A 16,691-nucleotide genomic window follows, 5' to 3' on the forward strand; every position below is an offset into this window, starting at 1 on the left:
CGGGCCTGCACCGACGGCGGGTCCCGTGGGCGCCGGAGCGTGGGACCAAAGCGCCGGGAAACCGCCGGGACGGGAGCGCTAGGACGCGGCGCGGAGGGCCTGATCGAGGTCGGCGATGAGGTCTTCGGCGTCTTCGAGGCCGATCGACAGCCGGATGAGGCCGTCGCCGATGCCGAGGCGGTCGCGTGTGTCTTGCGTGAAGCCGAGGTGGGTCGTCGTCGCGGGGTGCAGGGCCATCGACCGCGTGTCGCCGATGTTGGTCATGCGGCTGAACAGACGCAGAGCGTCGAAGAAACGCTCCGCGGCGGGGCGACCTCCGCGCACGGTGAACGAGAAGACGGAGCCCGACAGCCCGTCGTAGTCGCGGACGGCGAGCGCGTGCTGCGGGTGCGACGGCAGACCCGCGTAGTCGACGCTCTCGACCGCGGCGTGCTGCTCGAGCCACTCGGCGATCGTGCGCGCCGTAGCGAGGTGCTGGCGCATGCGCACCGACAGCGTCTCCATGCCTTGCAGCAGCAGGAATCCGTTGAGCGGTGACAGGGCGGGGCCGGTGTCGTTCGCGATGCCGAACCGCAGCGACAGCTCGAACGCGCGCGGGCCGAACGCCTCGACGAACGAGGAGTGTCCCGAGATCGGCGTGTCGGTGATCGCGGGATAGGAGCGATCGGATGCCATCCAGTCGAACGTCCCGCCGTCGACCACCGCACCCGCGAGGTTCGCGCCGTGTCCCGAGAGGAACTTCGTCGCCGAGTGCACGACGATGTCGGCTCCGTGCTCGATCGGTCGGATCAAGAACGGCGTCGCGATGGTGTTGTCGACGACGAGCGGGATGCCGTGCCGTCGCGCCACGCGAGCGACGACGTCGATGTCGACGACGTCGTTCTTGGGGTTCGGGAGCGTCTCGGTGAAGATCGCCTTCGTCTCGGGGCGGATGAGGGCGTCCCACTCCGCCTCGTCCGCCGGATCCCAGACGTACTCGACGGTGACGCCCATGCGGGCGAAGGTGCGGTCGAACAGCACCCGCGTGCCGCTGTAGATGCTGGCGGTCGAGACGATGTGCTCACCGCTGGCGGCGAGTCCGAGAAGCGCGATCGTGATCGCCGCCTGACCCGATCCGACGACGATCGCTCCCGATCCACCCTCGAGGGAGGCCAACCGAGCCTCGGCAACCTGATTGGTGGGGTTCGCGTTGCGGGAGTACAGGTGACCCAGATCTGCGCCGGCGAACCGATCGGTCGCCTCTTGGAACGAATCGAATCGGTACGCGGCAGACAGGTGCACCGGGGTGATGCGCGAGCCGTGGGTGAGGTCTTCGATCTCGCCCGCATGGACCTGGCGCGTGGCGAAGCCGAAGCCCTGCCAGTCGAAGTGCGGGGGAGCGGGCTCAGCCACGCAGACCCACCGCTTCTTGGGGGAGCAGCGTGCCGAGCCAGCGGGCGATCTCGCGGGGTCCGGAGCGCGGTGCGGTGGCTTCGACGTCGGGGTTGTAGTTGGTGTTCGTGTTGACGTCGTACGTGACGGTGCGCCCGTCGCGGGTCTCGATGAACTCGATACCCGCGATGCCGACCCCCTCGGCCGCGAGGAACGCGAGGTACCGGTCGATGAGCGCCGAATCGACGTCGTCACGCAGGCGGAACAGGGGTTCGGGCTCGACCCCGTCCGCCCCCGGAACGGCGCAGGCTTCGGCGGGGCAGAGCTCGAAGCTGCCGGCACTGGTGTCGACCCGCACGGCGTACACGAAGTCGCCGGCGACGAACTCGGACCGCGTGATGAAGGGCGTCTTGGCGACGAGCAACTCCTGCAACAGCGTGATGCCATCGGGGGAGGGCTCGAAGTCGGGACTCTTCACCCAGGCGGCGAACTCGTCGACGGTGTCCCAGCGCCGTACCCCGAGGCCCTTGCCGCCTTGGTTGTGCTTGCTGATGAAGGGGGCGCCGAACTCCTCGGCCTTCGCCGCGAGGTCGTCGACGCCGAACACGGCGACCGTGCGCGGAACCTCGATGCCCGCGTGCCGCAGAGCCGCGTGCTGCGCGACCTTGCTGACCTCGAGTTCGAGCACGTCGGCCCCGTTGATCACCGTGCGACCCCACGACGCGAGCCAGCGCAGCACGGCGCGGCCAAATTCTTTGCTGTAGGCGTGGTCGCGGGTGTGGGCTGAGGCGCTCAGCCGCGACCAGAAGATGCCCTCGGGCGGCTCGACGGCCAGGTCGATCGACCCGTCGGTCAGCATCCACTCTTCGAACGGCACACCCTCGGCTTCGAACGCCGCCGCGAACGGCGGGATCCATTGAGGGTTCTCGTGGATGACATAGACCTTGCCCGACATGCCGCCAGGCTAACCCGGACCTCCGACATCGGGTCGACCGTGCGTCACCTGACGACACCGGGCCGCCGGCATCCGCCCCCTAGGCTCGGATGCCGGAAAGGGATGCCATGACCTCGGACTACATCGATGCCAACCGCGCCAACTGGGACGAGCGCGCGACTCTGCACGCCGCGCGAGACGGTTCGGGGTACGGCGTACAGCGCTATGTGGAGGATTCCGCGGCGTTGTCGGACGTCGTGCGGTTCGATCTGCCGCTGTTGGGCGACATTGCGGGCAAGCGGGCGGTGCACCTGCAGTGCCACATCGGCACCGACACCCTTTCGCTCGCCCGGCTGGGCGCGCGGGTGACGGGACTCGACTTCTCGGAGAACGCCGTCGCAGAGGCGCGACGCCTCGCCGACGAAGCCGGGGTGCAGGTCGATTTCGTCAGATCGGATGTTCGGCGCGCGGCGGAGGCGCTCCCGCGCGGCGAGTTCGACCTCGTCTACACGGGGATCGGCGCGCTGTGCTGGCTCCCGTCGATCACAGAATGGGCCGGGGTGGTCACCGAGCTGCTCGCGCCCGGCGGCACGCTTCACATCCGCGAGGGGCATCCCGTGCTGTGGGCGATGAACGAGGACCTGCCCGGGCTGACCCTCGCGTTCCCGTACTTCGAGCAGACGGCACCCCTGGAGTGGGATGACGACAGCACCTACGTCGCGGTGTCGGCTCCGCTGACGTCGACGAAGACGTACGAGTGGAACCACGGCCTCGGCGAGATCGTCACGGCCCTGCTGGAGCGCGGCCTGCGTCTCGACACTCTCGTCGAGCACGACAGCGTTCCGTGGGAGGCCCTGCCCGGCCGCATGACGGAGCGCCCGAACGGCGAGTTCGCGCTGACCGAGCAGCCGTCGGTGATGCCGCTGAGCTACACGATCAGGGCGACGAAGGTGGCGTGACGGTCGGAGCGCAACCGTTTCCTTCGTGTGCGTCCGTGCCGTGCGCTTTACCCCTGTGGAGACTCAAGATCCGCAACGCGGCCCGGAACGCATCTTGACTTCGCGCGGAAAAGCACGACCTCCGGACTGATTGAAAGCTGAGTGAACCCGCCGTCGTCGCGCAAACCCTCTAGGGATGGTGGGTCTGACACCAGATAGCTTGATTCAGTCGGTAGTGAGTCCGGTCCTGCAGCGGGACTCAAGCCGCGCTCGGTCCACTGGGCGGCGACTTTGTCGCCATAATCCCGCGTTTCACCCGCGAGTGCCACAAACTTTTGCGCGGCAAATGTCCACTGCACCTCGTCTTCCCTGCCTGGAACCTCGCACGGTCCCCAGAAGGTCCGGGGCGCCCAGCCACCTGTACCGATAACTTCCTCCGCGTCGGCAAAGAGCGCCTTCACCTCAGCTTTGGCCTCGTCCGGACTCATCGTCTCTCCTCCATTTACCTGGGGGGTGGCTCCGCATGCACTCAGAGTGAGCGCGAGGAACACGAAGACCGCCGACTTCCCAAACTTCCTCACCTGTATCGCTCCTCCTCTGCCTCGACGAGCTTGCGCTGGTCGCGCTCCTCGGGGTTTCCCCATTCCGGTATTTCAGGTCCGCGGCCCATCGCGATCATTGCCGTATATTGCTGAGCCGACGCATTCGGGTCCAGGTAACTCAGCGTTGAGGCACCGTCGCCGAAGGGTCCGTGTTGCCCAACTGCGGGGTGGGTCTTCCCATCGATAACCGAGGCCTCCGAACTGAAGACATGGGCATTGAACGAGTCTGCCGTCGGGTCGACCCGACCTGAGAAGTACTGCCCAATGGGAGCCCACCCATCGCGAGTCGACTGCGTGGCATAGACCTCGCCGGCGGGCACTTGTAACGCCGCCGCGTCCGACACTTCATCCGCCACCCCAGCGGAACCAAGAAGCGCGACGTGATCAACTCCGGTGGATTGCAAAGCGAGCGTGAGAACGTCCGTGCCGTATGAGTGGCCGATCGCAGTGAGGGAGAAAGTGGGCGCTTCCGCTCGGACCTCACGCAGCGCCTCAAGATCGATAGCCAACGCATTAGCGCCGGATCTCGCTCTTTCATTCTCGAACACTTCGAGTGGCGCGGCATTTGTGGGTGGGTGGTAACCGAGCCAGGCCAGGACAGCGATGTCGCTAGTCGCCACCCCACTGACGTAGCTCTGAGCGAATCGCATATCTTCTGCTGCCACGGCGTAGGACTGCACCCCATTCACGACCGAAGTATTCATCCCCGGAACAATCACGCTTACGTAAGAAGCCGAGTCAAGGTCACCCACCGCGACCTGCGCTAAAGGCGGCCTATCGAGAATCACGGAAGCCAGCGTCCGCCCTCGGCTAGCCGTCTCCAGCGCCTCCAACGCCGCCACCTGCTCCGACTGGTCCCACGGGCTGTTCCGCGCCTCTTCGAGCGCCTGGGCGAGCACGATGCGGTTCGCGCGGTCGCGCGCGGCGTAGGCGACGCCGCCGAGGTTGCCGATGATCCCGGGGGCGCAGGCGATCAGTGCATCCTGCTGCGCCGAGCTCAGGCCGCGCCACCACGGTGCGACATCAGCCGGGTTGCTCTGCGCCAGACGCTCCAGCAGGTCGGGTCGTGCCCCGAGCAGGTCGGTGAGCGTGTCGGCGTCGAGGGTGCGCATCATCGCGAGCACGCGTCCGGGCGGAAGCGCTGCGACTCCGAGACCCTCACCGACCCTCGCCCATGCCTCCCCGCGGGCGCGCACGGCCTCGATCGCACGCCGCACGGCGGCTGTCGCGACATCGCCCGCCGCTTTCACGTCGGCGCACGCGTCAGCCACCATCGCCTCGGCCCGCGCTCGCGCCTCGCCGGCGGTCGTCGGAGCCGGCCCGCGGTGGCGGGGATCCGACACCAGCACGGGCCACCCCCGCGAGAACGACGAGAACCCGGCGGGCGTCCCCGGCGTCTCAGGCAGCGTCGACGCGAAAGCCCACGCCTCGATCGCCTGCGCGGCCAGCCCCTGCGCCGAACTCAACGCCCGGGCGTACGTCTGCAGCGGGCCGATGACCGCGGAGAGTCCGTCGCCGATCTCGGACCAGCGTCGCGCAACCGATGCCACGCGATTCGCGTACGCCTCGGCCGCCTGCCCGGTCCATCCGTCGATCTCGCGCATGCGCAGCAGTCGGTCGACCAGATCCGAGGCGACGCGTTCTCGCTCGGCGGCGAGATGCGCGACCTCGTACGCGGCCTCCACCGATCCCGGAACGAGCCCGGTCGCGTGTGACGAGTGCCCCAGAGCGGTCACAGCAGCGCCTGCAACGCCTTGAGCGTGACGTCAGCGTCATCGTCCACGCGTTCGTACATCGCCGCCACTTCTCGCAGACCGGATGCCACGTCGTCGACGCTCGCGACCGCCTCGGTCCAGCCGCCGGCCAAGGCTCCTGCGAAGTCGTCGACGGCCTCGCAGAGCGCCTCGTGACCGAGGGTGCGGGTCCACGGCATCCGGAACTGAGATTCGGCGGGCCGGATGACGTTGTCGAAGATCAGGGCGGTGCGGCGGAGCTCGTCGGGGATCACGGTGAATGCACGCATGCGGGGAAGGTACTGAGAATCGCGGCGACCCCGAGCGAGTTATCCACAGGGAAAAGCCCGGTCCAGGGCATATTCACCCGTCGATTGGCCAAGTTCACCCGAGAGACCCATGACGAACGTCACCCCTGAATGGTGACGGCCGGCTGATGTGCCCTCCCGGCCCCACGGCCAGCATGAACACATGACCTCCTCCACCCCCACCCCCGCCGCGATCGACGCGCGGGGCGTCGTCAAGAGCTTCGGCTCCGTCCACGCCGTCCGCGGCGTCGACCTCACCGTCCGACCAGGCGAGATCGTGGCCTTCCTCGGCCCGAACGGCGCGGGCAAGACCACCACGATCGACATGATCCTGGGCCTGACCACCCCCGACGCCGGCAGCATCGAGGTGTTCGGCCACAGCGCTCGCGGAGCCGTCGCCCGCGGCCTCGTCTCGGCCGTGCTTCAGTCGGGCGGACTGCTGAAAGACCTGACCGTGCGCGAAACGGTCGAGCTGACGGCGAGCCTCTTCGCCGAAAAGCGTCCCGTCGACGAGGCCCTCGAGCGTGCCGGCATCCGGAATCTCGCCCGTCGCAAGGTGGGCCTGTGCTCGGGCGGGGAGCAGCAGCGACTGCGCTTCGCGATGGCGCTCGTCAGCGACCCCGCGCTGCTGATCCTCGACGAGCCCACCACCGGCATGGACGTCGAGGCGCGCCGCTCGTTCTGGAACGCGATCCGGGCGGATGCCGCGCGCGGACGCACTGTGATGTTCGCCACGCACTACCTCGACGAGGCCGACGAGTACGCCGACCGCATCGTGCTCATGCGCGGCGGACAGATCGTGGCCGACGGCAGCACCACCGAGATCAAGAACCTCGTCTCGGGGCGGGTCGTTCAGATGACGCTCCCGGATGCCGACCTCACGGCCCTCGCGTCCGTTCCGGGCGTCGATTCGGTCGAGGCCGCCGGCGAGCGCATCACCGTGCACACGCGCGATTCCGACGCTCTCGCGCGTCACCTTCTCACCGCCACCGCGGCGCGGGATCTCGAGATCACCGCCCAGAACCTCGAGAGCGTGTTCCTGACGCTCACCGCCGAGCCCTCGGCATCCGACCTCGTCTCGAATGGATCACTCCGATGACCGCCATCGCCCTCGACCGCCCGGTTCCCGCCTTCGGCGGCTTCACACTGACCTATCTGCGCATCGAACTGGTGCGCAAGCTGCGCAATCCGCGCAGCATCGTGTTCACCGTCGCGTTCCCCGTGCTGATGTTCTTCATCGTCGGGTTCCAGACGCTCGACGTGCCGCTGACGGATACTCCCCTGGCATCCGGGGGAGTGTCGGTGGCCGCGTACATCATGGTCTCGATGGCGATGTACGGAACCATGATGTCGGCGACCCAGACCGGGGCGTCGGTCGCGGTCGAGCGCGCACAGGGCTGGTCGCGACAGCTGCGGCTCACCCCCCTCAACCCGATCTCGAACGTCGTGGTCAAGATGCTCGCGGGCATGATGTTCGGCCTGATCGCGGTCATCGCGACCTACGCCGTCGCCGCCGGAGCCGGCGTACAGCTCGCCCCGGTGCAGTGGATCGTCACGGGTCTCGCAGCCTGGGTACTCGCGGGAGCCGTCTTCACCACCCTCGGCCTGATGGTCGGCTATATGGTGCCGGGCGAGAACGCGGCGCAGATCACGAGCCTCGCGGTGGTGCTGCTGTCGTTCCTCGGCGGGCTGTTCTTCCCCCTGTCGTCGATGCCCGACTTCCTGCAGGTGATCGGCAAGCTGACGCCCGTCTACGGCATCGGCGAACTCGCCCGGTCGCCCCTCACCGGCGACGGTTTCGACCTCGGCGCCCTCGTCAACGCGGTGGTCTGGCTCGCGGTGTTCATCGCCGGCACCGTGTACTTCTTCCGTCGCGACACGCGTCGCGGCTGACACGCCTAGGGTGAACCACGTGAGCACGACGACCGGCCCGGAGCGCACCCGCGTTCCGGGCCGCCGTCCGTTCCGCCGTGGCTGGTTCATCGGCGCGTCGATCTCGCTGATCTGGACCTATCCGGTGCTGGTCGAGCTGTGGCAGGGCCCGAGCGTGACGGGTCACCTGGCCGGCACCGCGATCATCATCGTGTTCGCCGCCGTGTTCATGGCGACCGTTCCCTACGCCCGCGTCACCCCGTCGCGCATCCGCAGGCTGCTGCCGACGGTGGTGCTCTTCGCGCTGAGCCTCACGCTGCTGCCCTGGCTCGGCACCGACATCCGCTGGATGTGGACCTTCGTCGGCGTCGCGTTCGCCGTCTCGGCTATGGGCCGGAGGACCACCTGGCTCTTCGTCCCGGCCCTCAGCGCCGTGTCGTTCATCGTCGGCGACGCGATGGGGGCCGACGCGTTCTCGAACGTCGTGAATTCGGCGATCATCCTGTCGATCTCGATCATGATGTTCAGCTTCGTCGAGAACATCTCGACCCTCGAGCGCCTGCGCGCGGCTCAGGAGCAGATCGCCGAACTCGCCGCCGAACGAGAGCGCGGCCGCGTCGCCCGCGATGTGCACGACATCCTCGGACACTCGCTCACGGTGATCACCGTCAAGGCCGAATTGGCAGGACGACTGATGGATGCCGGCTCCCCGGCTGCCCGCGACGAGATCGCCCAGATCGAAGGCCTCTCCCGCGGGGCGCTGGCCGACGTGCGCGCGACCGTGCACGGGTATCGCGGCGTGAGCATCAGCGGCGAGCTGGCCGCGGCCCGCGCGGCGCTCGAGAGCGCCGGCGTCTCCGCCGACCTCCCCGGCTCCACCGACCAGGTGCCCGCCGATCGCCGAGAACTCGCCGGGTGGGTCGTGCGGGAGGCCGTCACCAACGTGGTGCGCCACTCCGGCGCGAGCGCCTGCCGCGTGCGACTCGACAACCGCTCGATCGAGGTCGCCGACGACGGGTGCGGCCCGGCGTCCACGGCATCCACCGGCTCAGGACTCACGGGACTCCGCGAACGCGTCGAGACCTCGGGAGCGCGGTTGACCATCGGTCGCAGCGACCTCGGCGGCTTCAAAGTGAAGGTGGCGTGGTGATCCGACTGCTCATCGCCGACGATCAGGCCCTCGTGCGCGGCGCCCTGGCCGCCCTGCTCGGGCTCGAGGCCGACATCGAGGTCGTCGCTCAGGTCGGACGCGGAGACGAGGTGGTCGAGGCGGCACGCACGTCGGAGGCCACTGTCGCCCTGCTCGACATCGAGATGCCGGGCATCGACGGGATCGCCGCCGCCGCGCAGTTGCGCGCGGAGGTTCCCGGATGCCGCGCCCTCATCGTCACGACCTTCGGACGCCCCGGCTACCTGGCGCGGGCGATGCAGGCCGGCGCGTCGGGCTTCGTCGTCAAGGACACCCCCGCGACCGAGCTCGCGGCTGCCGTGCGGCGGGTGTCCCAGGGACTCCGCGTTGTCGACCCGCAACTCGCCGCCGAGTCGCTCGCGCAGGGCGACTCGCCGCTGACCGAGCGGGAGACCGACGTGCTCGCCGCGGCACGCGACGGCGGCACGATCGCCGACATCGCGCGGACCGTCCACCTCTCGGAGGGCACGGTGAAGAACCATCTTTCGAGCGCGATCGGCAAGACCGGCGGGCGGAATCGGGCGGATGCCGTGCGGGTCGCTGTGGAGCGTGGGTGGCTCTAGCGGTCGGCACCCACCCCGAACGCCTCCGCCTCCTCCTCCGTCAGCATCCGGGAGCGGATGAGGAAGCGCATGCCCGTCGGCCCCTCGACCGAGAAGCCCGCGCCACGACCGGGGACGACGTCGATCGTCAGGTGCGTGAACTTCCAGTACTCGAACTGCGACTCCGACATGTAGACCTGAATGGGGTCGTCGAGACCGACCTCGATATCGCCGAGGTGCACGTCGCTGGGACCCGTGATGAACATCCCCACGGGGTAACACATGGGGGAGCTGCCATCGCAGCATCCGCCGGACTGGTGGAACATCAGCGGCCCGTGCTTGACAGTGAGCTCGCGCAGCAGCGCAGCCGCGGCATCCGTCACGTCGACGCGGGAAAGCTCGGCCATGTCCCGTTCCTTTCGAACGATGTCCCACTTTCGGTCGCCTGAAGGGTCCTCAGGAGACCAAAAGTGGGACATGGGGATGCGGCGCCGGGAAAGCCCCGGCGCCGCTGCGACTCAGAAGAAGCCCATCGCCCCGTCGGCGTACGACACGAGCAGGTTCTTCGTCTGCTGGTAGTGGTCGAGCATCTTGAGGTGGTTCTCGCGACCGATGCCCGACTGCTTGTATCCGCCGAACGCCGCGTGCGCGGGGTACTGGTGGTACGTGTTCGTCCAGACGCGGCCCGCCTCGATCGCGCGTCCGGCGCGGTAAGCGGTGTCTCCGCTGCGTGCCCAGACGCCCGCGCCCAGGCCGTAGAGGGTGTCGTTGGCGATCGAGATGGCGTCGTCGAAGTCGTCGAACGACGTCACCGACAGCACGGGGCCGAAGATCTCCTCCTGGAAGATGCGCATGTCGTTCGTGCCCTCGAACACCGTCGGAGCCACGTAGTAGCCACCCGAGAGGTCGCCGCCGAGGTCGACGCGCTCACCGCCGGTGAGCAGCTTCGCCCCACCCTGCTTTCCGATGTCGATGTACGACAGGATCTTCTCGAGCTGGTCGTTCGAGGCCTGCGCGCCGATCATCGTCTCGGGGTCGAGCGGGTTGCCCTGGCGCACCTTCTTCACACGCTCGAGGCCATCGCCGAGGAACTGGTCGTAGATCGACCGCTGGATCAGCGAGCGCGAGGGGCACGTGCAGACCTCGCCCTGGTTCAGCGCGAACATCGTGAAGCCCTCGAGCGCCTTGTCGTAGTAGGCGTCGTCGGTGTGCAGAGCGACGTCTTCGAAGAAGACGTTGGGGCTCTTGCCACCGAGCTCGAGCGTCACGGGGATGAGGTTCTGCGAGGCGTACTGCATGATCAGGCGGCCGGTCGTGGTCTCACCCGTGAAGGCGATCTTGCGGATCCGCTTGTGCTGCGCGAGCGGAGCGCCCGCCTCGATGCCGAACCCGTTGACGATGTTCACCACGCCCGCGGGGAGCAGGTCGCCGATGATGTCGAACAGGAAGAGCAGCGATGCCGGCGTCTGCTCGGCCGGCTTGATCACGACGCAGTTGCCCGCGGCGAGCGCCGGCGCTAGCTTCCACGCGGCCATGAGGATCGGGAAGTTCCACGGGATGATCTGACCCACCACACCGAGCGGCTCGTTGAAGTGGTATGCCACTGTGTTCTCGTCGAGCTGGCTGAGCGAGCCCTCCTGCGCCCGCAGCACGCCCGCGAAGTAGCGGAAGTGGTCGACCGTGAGCGGAATGTCGGCGGCGAGCGTCTCGCGCACCGGCTTGCCGTTCTCCCACGTCTCGGCGACGGCGATCTTCTCCAGGTTCTCTTCGATGCGGTCGGCGATCTTGTTCAGGATGACGCTGCGCTCAGCGGGAGTGGTCTTCTTCCACGACGCGAACGCCTTCCACCCGGCCTCGACGGCGCGGTCGATGTCGTGCGCGTCGCCGCGGCCGACCTCGCAGAACGGCTTGCCGGTGACGGGGGTGATGTTCTCGAAGTACTCCCCGCTGTGCGGCTCGACCCATTCGCCGCCGATGTAGTGCCCGTACCGCGAGCGGTACTCGGCGACGGCCCCGCGGGTTCCGGGAGCGGCGTAGACGCTCGAGACGCCTTCTTCGACGATGGTCATGCGTGTCTCCTTCGACGGTCATGAGTCGCCGCGTCGGCTTCGGGCGGCGATGCGCCGACGGTACGCCGCAGGAGGTTGCATCGGGTTGCGCGGGCGAGCGTGCGTGCGCTCAGGACGCATTCGTTCGACGAGACCGCACGAGATCGACGCCAAACAGGTGCGTCGTCGACGAACGAATGCGGCTTCGACGCACACGCGGGCGGGACGCCCGGACAGAACGACGGATGCCGCGACCCTCGGGCCACGGCATCCGTTCGAGTGAACGCGGTCTAGGCGTCGGCGTCGGCGAGCACCGAGCGCAGCGGGGGCACGTTGACCTCGTGCAGGTCGACGTCGTCGAGGCGCTCGATGCTCTGCACGCGCGGCGCGATCGCGCGGTCGTCGGCGACGATCCAGCTGCCGACGAGCAGGAAGCGGTCGTTGCCCGCGGTGATCGGCCCCGTGAGGGCAAACGTCTGGTGCGTGGGCGTGAGGAAGGTCACGCGCACGGGCGTGCCGTGGGGGAGGGTCGAAGGATCGACGACGTCGGCCTCGAGCTCGGGCTGAGGCGCCTCGATGCCCAGGTCGATGCGCTGGATCTCGGAGCTCGTCGCGAGGATGACGTCGCCGACGAGCGGCTGCCCGCCCACGCCGATGCGCACGGTGCCCTCGAGCGCGTACAGGCCGTAGCGCGGTGAACGGACGATGACGCGGGCGACATCGCCCGCCTTGACCTCGGCCAGTGCCTCGCGGATACGCCCCACGTCGCGACGGGCGCGGGCTGCCGAGAAGATGTCGAGCGCTTTTTCGTCCATATGTTCAGAGTAACGAGGGCCTCCGACATCGGGCTCCGAACCCGCGGGGTCGGGTGCGGGCCTCAGTCGCGATCGAGCCTCTCGATGCGGGCGACGAGTCCCGCGCGCTTGGGAGATCGAGCCGGGAGCATCGACAGGCACAGCCGCAGCACCTCGCCGTCGTCCCGCCCGTCGAGGGTGTCGGCGTAGGCCAGCAGCACATCGACCCCCGCCTCGGCGATGAGGGCCTCGCGCAACGCCGAGCGCACCGATTCGCGCACCTCGACCACCCCGGGCGCGTCGGAATCGGGCAGCACCGGGCCCGGATATGCAGCCAGTGCGACCCTGTGCGCCCCGCGGTCCAGCAGTGACAGCACGTGCTGCGCGTCGGTCTCGAGGCCATCAACCAAGCGGTACGGCCGCGATTGCGGCACCAGCTGCGGAGCCGTCGGCACCAGCGCGCGGCGCAGACGCACCATCTCGGGCCGCAGCGTCTCGACGGCCGGGTGCCCGTACACGGCTTCGCTGAGCGCCTCGGCCGAGAGTCCCTCGCGGTGCATCGCCAGCAGCAGCAGGATCTCGGCGTGCCGCGCGCTCAGTTCGAGGGTCGACCCTCCGGCCTCCAGCAGCGCGCGATCCCGTCCGAGGATGCGCAGGAGGGCCCGCGAGGGCGCCGACCGGCGCGGGGGAGGAGCCTGCTGCGCACGCAGTCGTGCGACGAGGATCTCGCTCTCGATCGCCCGGGCCGTGGCATCCACCAGCAATTGCGCTTGAGGGGTCACGGCCTCGACTCCGCCCGTGACGTCGATCACGCCGAGCAGTCGCCGGGTCTCGGGATCGTGCACGGGCGCGGCGGTGCACGACCACGGCTGCACGAGGCGGTTGAAGTGCTCCGCGCCGCGGATCTGCACCGAGCGGTCGAGGGTCAGGGCTGTTCCGGGGGCCGAGGTGCCGACGGCGTCTTCCGACCAGTTGGCTCCGGCGACGAAGCCCATGTCGCCCGTCAGCGCGCGGATGTGCCGGTCGCCCTCGACCCACAGCAGGCGTCCGGCGGCGTCTCCGACCGCGACGACCACGCCGGATTCCTCGGCCGTGCCGGGCAGCAGCAGCGAGCGGATCATGTCCATCACCCCGGCCAGCGGATGGCCCTGCCGGTACGCCTCGAGCTCGTCGGTCGTCAGATCGAGCGGGGGCAGTCCCTCGGGACCGACGAGCGAGGCGAGCGAGCGCCGCCACGACTCCTGCACGAGGGGGCGGACGTCGTTCAGCCGGCGGTCCTCGTTGCCGGCGATGAGTTCCTCGTGAGCGCGCGCGATGAGCAATCCCGAGGTCTCGGGGGAAACGGCCGGTCGCGACCATGGAGAGGACACACGACTCCCATCGGCGGTGACGGAGGTGGGTCCAGTGTAGGTCGGGCGGCACGCGGGCGGGAGGGTCAGCCTCCACGGGGTGCTTCCGCGGAAACGCCGTCAACCCCGGTTGCCGCCAGTGGGCGAGAAGAGCACGGTGGAAGGACCGACAGAAAGGAACGCCATGAAGGCTGTGCAGTACCGCGAAATCGGCAAGGGACCCGAGGTCCTCGAGATCGAGGAGCCCCACGCGGGCCCGGGCCAGGTGCGTCTGAAGGTGACCGCGGCGGGCCTCTGCCACTCCGACTGGTTCGTGATGGACCTCCCCGAAGACCAGTACACCTACGGCCTGCCGCTGACGCTCGGCCACGAGGGCGCGGGCATCGTCGACGAACTCGGCGAGGGCGTCGAGGGCGTGAAGATCGGCGCGGCCTACGCGATCTACGGCCCGTGGGGCTGCGGGCGCTGCCACGCGTGCGCGCAGGGCGCCGAGAACTACTGCCCCTACGCGTCCGAGATGGGCATCACCCCTCCGGGTCTGGGCAGCCCGGGCGCCATGGCCGAGTACGTCATCGTCGACGACCCGCGGCACCTCGCCCCGCTCGGCGACCTCGATCCGGTCGAGACGGTGTCGCTGACCGATGCCGGACTCACGCCGTACCACGCGATCGTCTCCGCGAAAGAGAAGCTGTACCCCGGTGCGACCGCCGTGGTCATCGGCGTCGGGGGGCTCGGGCACGTCGGCGTGCAGATCCTCCGCGCGATCACCCAGGCCACCGTCATCGCCGTCGACCTCGGCGAAGACAAGCTGGCCCTCGCCCGCGAAGTCGGCGCGCACCACACGGTGAACTCCGACGAGCATGCGGCGGAGCGCATCCGCGAGCTCACGGACGGACTCGGCGCCACGGCGGTGTTCGACTTCGTCGGCGTGCAGCCCACGATCGACCTTGCGCGCGCGGTTGCCGGAATCGACAGCTTCATCCACATCGTCGGAATCGGCGGTGGCATCATGCCTGCCGGCTTCTTCTCCACGCCGATGGGCGCGGCGGTCCGCGCTCCGTACTGGGGCACGCGCAGCGAGCTCATCGAGGTGCTCGATCTCGCCCGCAGCGGCGCGGTCGGCGTCCACGTCGAGCGCTACGGCTTCGACGGTGCCGTCGAGGCGTACGCGAAGCTGCACAAGGGGCAGGTGCGCGGGCGCGCCGTCGTCGTGCCCTGACGCGAACCTCGAGGGGGTGGCATCCGGATCATGGATGCCACCCCCTCGGTGTGTCCGCCGGGTGAGCGGGGCGAGAAGTAACGGTTTCGCACTACGCACTACTGCGCACTGCGTGGTACTGTCCGTGGCAGACAAGCGAAGGGGGCCGCGTGGATACGACGCAGCTGTTGAAGGGGGTGCTGGACGCCGCGGTGCTCGCCGTCGTGCAGCACGACGACGGGTACGGGTACGACATCGTGCGGCGCCTACGCGAGGCGGGGCTCGGTGAGGTCGGCGACGCATCGGTGTACGGCACGCTCCGCCGCCTGTACTCCGCGGGCGCACTGTCGAGCTACGTCGTGCCGTCGGAGGGCGGGCCGCACCGCAAGTACTACGCGATCAATCCGCAGGGCCGTGAGCTGCTCGATGCGCAGCGCACCAGCTGGACGCACTTCGCATCGGCCATGACGAGCCTGCTCGACGACACCACTCCCGCCCCGAAGCTGCGCACGATCGGAGACGCACGATGATCACCACGACCGTCCACGACGACATCCGCGCCTTCGCCGCGGCCGTCCGCTCGCATCTCGACGACCTTCCTCTCGACGAGGTCGACGACCTGCTCGACGGTCTCGAAGCCGACCTCGCCGACCAGGCGAGTGAGGCCGGAGAGGAGTTCACGCTTCCGGATGCCGCGACCTACGCCGCCGAACTACGCGCGGCCGCGGGGCTTCCGGAACGCGGATCCGCGGACACCCCGAAGAAGCGTTTCGCCCTCGTCAATGACGTGCGCCGCGGCTGGACGGAGTTGCACGACCGGGTCCGCGCCACCGCGGTCGGCGCCTGGCTGCTCGACCTGCTCGTTTCGCTCCGGCCCGCGTGGTGGGTGCTGCGCGGCGTCGTGTTCTACCTGTGGTTCTTCCTCGCCTTCATGCCGCGGCCCGGCACGGGCGGCATCCTGGACGCGATCCTCACGCTGAGCTACAACCCCGTCTCGTGGACGATCCTGCTGGCCTGCCTGCTCGTCAGCGTGCAGTGGGGAAGGGGTCGCTGGGCGCCATTCGCGTGGCTGCGGGTGGTGCGCACCACGCTGACCGTCATCGCCGTAATCGCGGTGCCGATGTTCGCGAGCTCGTTCTCGACGGCTCTCACGCAACTCTTCGTCGGCTGGGTGGACGCTCCGCAGGCGGCGGACGCGACGCCCGGACTGGCCGTCGACGGACAGCGGATCCGCAACATCTACGCTTACGACGCCGCCGGCAACCCCATCACGGGAGTGCAGCTGTTCGACCAGGACGGCAATCCGCTGCGCACGATCGGCGGCGTGGGATCGTCCGAGCCCTACGACGCCTACTTCGCCGGGGGCGGCGGCCCCGTTCCCGTCGCCGACTCGTACCCGGGCGCCGCGCCGCTGTGGAACGTCTACCCGCTGCGTGAGGTCCCGGCCGACGACTGGGCCTGGGACGCCATGACCGACCTGGCGACCGCGACGATTCCCGCGTTCCCGTTCGACCGCGTGCAGCCTCTGCCGCAGGGCGACCGCTCCGCATCCGCGGCCCCGACCCCCGGGCCGACGCCCAGTACAGAAGCGACCCCCGCGGCGCAGCCCACGCAGGCGGTGACCCCGTGACCGATCAGCCGCTCATCATCAGCATCGACCTGACGCACCTCGTGCTCGAGGCCCTCGGCCAGGCCAACGACGATGGTGATCGGCCTCAGTGAGACGGGCGCCCGGGACGGATCTTCGGGGGAGTGGGGGCTCCCGAATGCCGTGCCGGGCGCCGCTGCAGCGGCTTATGCCGGATCGGGCATG

16 protein-coding genes are annotated in these 16,691 nt (G+C 69.0%); 8 read left to right on the forward strand and 8 right to left on the reverse strand.

Annotation, left to right across the window (positions count from 1 at the left end; genetic code table 11):
* Positions 1-78: 78 nt before the first annotated feature.
* On the reverse strand, positions 79-1,392 hold the full coding sequence (locus LPW41_RS01265; protein ID WP_144831057.1) for an O-acetylhomoserine aminocarboxypropyltransferase/cysteine synthase family protein: 1,314 nt from the start codon (positions 1,390-1,392) through the stop codon (positions 79-81).
* On the reverse strand, positions 1,385-2,326 hold the full coding sequence (locus LPW41_RS01270) for a RimK family alpha-L-glutamate ligase (RefSeq protein ID WP_230703920.1): 942 nt from the start codon (positions 2,324-2,326) through the stop codon (positions 1,385-1,387). Before LPW41_RS01270 ends, LPW41_RS01265 begins: the two co-directional genes overlap by 8 nt.
* Positions 2,327-2,433: 107 nt before the next feature.
* Between LPW41_RS01270 and LPW41_RS01275 the strand changes: the two genes are divergently transcribed.
* The gene (locus LPW41_RS01275) at positions 2,434-3,264 is read left to right on the forward strand and encodes a bifunctional 2-polyprenyl-6-hydroxyphenol methylase/3-demethylubiquinol 3-O-methyltransferase UbiG (protein ID WP_230703921.1); all 831 of its coding nucleotides are present in this window, start codon (positions 2,434-2,436) and stop codon (positions 3,262-3,264) included.
* Positions 3,265-3,820: 556 nt separating this feature from the next.
* Here LPW41_RS01275 and LPW41_RS01280 read toward each other — a convergent pair.
* Both LPW41_RS01280 and LPW41_RS01285 read right to left on the reverse strand, forming a co-directional pair.
* Positions 3,821-5,581 (reverse strand): alpha/beta hydrolase, encoded by a 1,761-nt coding sequence (locus tag LPW41_RS01280; protein ID WP_230703922.1) that lies wholly within the window; start codon positions 5,579-5,581, stop codon positions 3,821-3,823.
* A complete protein-coding gene (locus LPW41_RS01285) occupies positions 5,578-5,868 on the reverse strand; it encodes a hypothetical protein (RefSeq protein WP_144831043.1) in 291 nt (96 codons plus the stop codon). Before LPW41_RS01285 ends, LPW41_RS01280 begins: the two co-directional genes overlap by 4 nt.
* Positions 5,869-6,049: 181 nt before the next feature.
* Here LPW41_RS01285 and LPW41_RS01290 point away from each other — a divergent pair, with 181 nt between their 5' ends.
* Genes LPW41_RS01290 through LPW41_RS01305 form a run of 4 tightly spaced genes read left to right on the forward strand, consistent with a single transcriptional unit; the run spans position 6,050 to position 9,510 of the window.
* Positions 6,050-6,985: an ABC transporter ATP-binding protein gene (locus tag LPW41_RS01290; protein WP_230703923.1), complete on the forward strand. Its 936-nt coding sequence runs from the start codon at positions 6,050-6,052 to the stop codon at positions 6,983-6,985.
* Positions 6,982-7,779 (forward strand): ABC transporter permease, encoded by a 798-nt coding sequence (locus LPW41_RS01295; protein ID WP_230703924.1) that lies wholly within the window; start codon positions 6,982-6,984, stop codon positions 7,777-7,779. The genes LPW41_RS01290 and LPW41_RS01295 overlap by 4 nt, the downstream gene beginning before the upstream one ends.
* Before the next feature lie 19 nt (positions 7,780-7,798).
* A complete protein-coding gene (locus LPW41_RS16960; protein WP_230703925.1) occupies positions 7,799-8,908 on the forward strand; it encodes a sensor histidine kinase in 1,110 nt (369 codons plus the stop codon).
* Positions 8,905-9,510, forward strand: coding sequence for a response regulator transcription factor (locus LPW41_RS01305; protein ID WP_154097020.1), 606 nt, complete (start codon positions 8,905-8,907; stop codon positions 9,508-9,510). The genes LPW41_RS16960 and LPW41_RS01305 overlap by 4 nt, the downstream gene beginning before the upstream one ends.
* On the opposite strand, the gene LPW41_RS01310 is transcribed toward LPW41_RS01305, so the two are convergent.
* The 4 genes from LPW41_RS01310 to LPW41_RS01325 all read right to left on the reverse strand — a co-directional run bounded on the left by LPW41_RS01310 (position 9,507) and on the right by LPW41_RS01325 (position 13,701).
* Entirely contained in the window at positions 9,507-9,896 is a 390-nt protein-coding gene (locus tag LPW41_RS01310) for a DUF779 domain-containing protein (protein WP_154097019.1), read from the reverse strand. The genes LPW41_RS01305 and LPW41_RS01310 overlap by 4 nt on opposite strands.
* 111 nt (positions 9,897-10,007) lie before the next feature.
* The gene (locus LPW41_RS01315; RefSeq protein WP_154097018.1) at positions 10,008-11,558 is read right to left on the reverse strand and encodes an aldehyde dehydrogenase family protein; all 1,551 of its coding nucleotides are present in this window, start codon (positions 11,556-11,558) and stop codon (positions 10,008-10,010) included.
* Positions 11,559-11,827: 269 nt separating this feature from the next.
* A complete protein-coding gene (locus tag LPW41_RS01320; RefSeq protein ID WP_154097017.1) occupies positions 11,828-12,352 on the reverse strand; it encodes a hypothetical protein in 525 nt (174 codons plus the stop codon).
* A gap of 62 nt (positions 12,353-12,414) precedes the next feature.
* Positions 12,415-13,701: a GAF domain-containing protein gene (locus tag LPW41_RS01325; RefSeq protein WP_230703926.1), complete on the reverse strand. Its 1,287-nt coding sequence runs from the start codon at positions 13,699-13,701 to the stop codon at positions 12,415-12,417.
* 163 nt (positions 13,702-13,864) lie between these two features.
* On the opposite strand from LPW41_RS01325, the gene LPW41_RS01330 reads away from it, so the two are divergent.
* From LPW41_RS01330 to LPW41_RS01340, 3 genes are all read left to right on the forward strand, one after another.
* Complete coding sequence (locus tag LPW41_RS01330; protein WP_230703927.1) at positions 13,865-14,899, forward strand: NAD(P)-dependent alcohol dehydrogenase; 1,035 nt, start codon at positions 13,865-13,867, stop codon at positions 14,897-14,899.
* A 149-nt stretch (positions 14,900-15,048) separates the two neighbouring features.
* Positions 15,049-15,408: a PadR family transcriptional regulator gene (locus tag LPW41_RS01335; RefSeq protein WP_144831012.1), complete on the forward strand. Its 360-nt coding sequence runs from the start codon at positions 15,049-15,051 to the stop codon at positions 15,406-15,408.
* Entirely contained in the window at positions 15,405-16,508 is a 1,104-nt protein-coding gene (locus tag LPW41_RS01340) for a hypothetical protein (RefSeq protein ID WP_230703928.1), read from the forward strand. The genes LPW41_RS01335 and LPW41_RS01340 overlap by 4 nt, the downstream gene beginning before the upstream one ends.
* The last annotated feature ends 183 nt before the right edge of the window (positions 16,509-16,691 follow it).

Source organism: Microbacterium sp. JC 701, assembly GCF_021026215.1.
Lineage (GTDB): Bacteria > Actinomycetota > Actinomycetes > Actinomycetales > Microbacteriaceae > Microbacterium > Microbacterium algihabitans.

Bases quoted from the DNA above. Each gene is read 5' to 3' on its own strand.
- LPW41_RS01270 (WP_230703920.1), bottom strand. From the start codon at position 2,326: ATGTCGGGCAAGGTCTATGTCATCCACGAGAACCCTCAATGGATCCCG.
- LPW41_RS01275 (WP_230703921.1), top strand. From the start codon at position 2,434: ATGACCTCGGACTACATCGATGCCAACCGCGCCAACTGGGACGAGCGC.
- LPW41_RS01285 (WP_144831043.1), bottom strand. From the start codon at position 5,868: ATGCGTGCATTCACCGTGATCCCCGACGAGCTCCGCCGCACCGCCCTG.
- LPW41_RS01290 (WP_230703923.1), top strand. From the start codon at position 6,050: ATGACCTCCTCCACCCCCACCCCCGCCGCGATCGACGCGCGGGGCGTC.
- LPW41_RS01295 (WP_230703924.1), top strand. From the start codon at position 6,982: ATGACCGCCATCGCCCTCGACCGCCCGGTTCCCGCCTTCGGCGGCTTC.
- LPW41_RS01310 (WP_154097019.1), bottom strand. From the start codon at position 9,896: ATGGCCGAGCTTTCCCGCGTCGACGTGACGGATGCCGCGGCTGCGCTG.
- LPW41_RS01315 (WP_154097018.1), bottom strand. From the start codon at position 11,558: ATGACCATCGTCGAAGAAGGCGTCTCGAGCGTCTACGCCGCTCCCGGA.
- LPW41_RS01320 (WP_154097017.1), bottom strand. From the start codon at position 12,352: ATGGACGAAAAAGCGCTCGACATCTTCTCGGCAGCCCGCGCCCGTCGC.
- LPW41_RS01330 (WP_230703927.1), top strand. From the start codon at position 13,865: ATGAAGGCTGTGCAGTACCGCGAAATCGGCAAGGGACCCGAGGTCCTC.
- LPW41_RS01340 (WP_230703928.1), top strand. From the start codon at position 15,405: ATGATCACCACGACCGTCCACGACGACATCCGCGCCTTCGCCGCGGCC.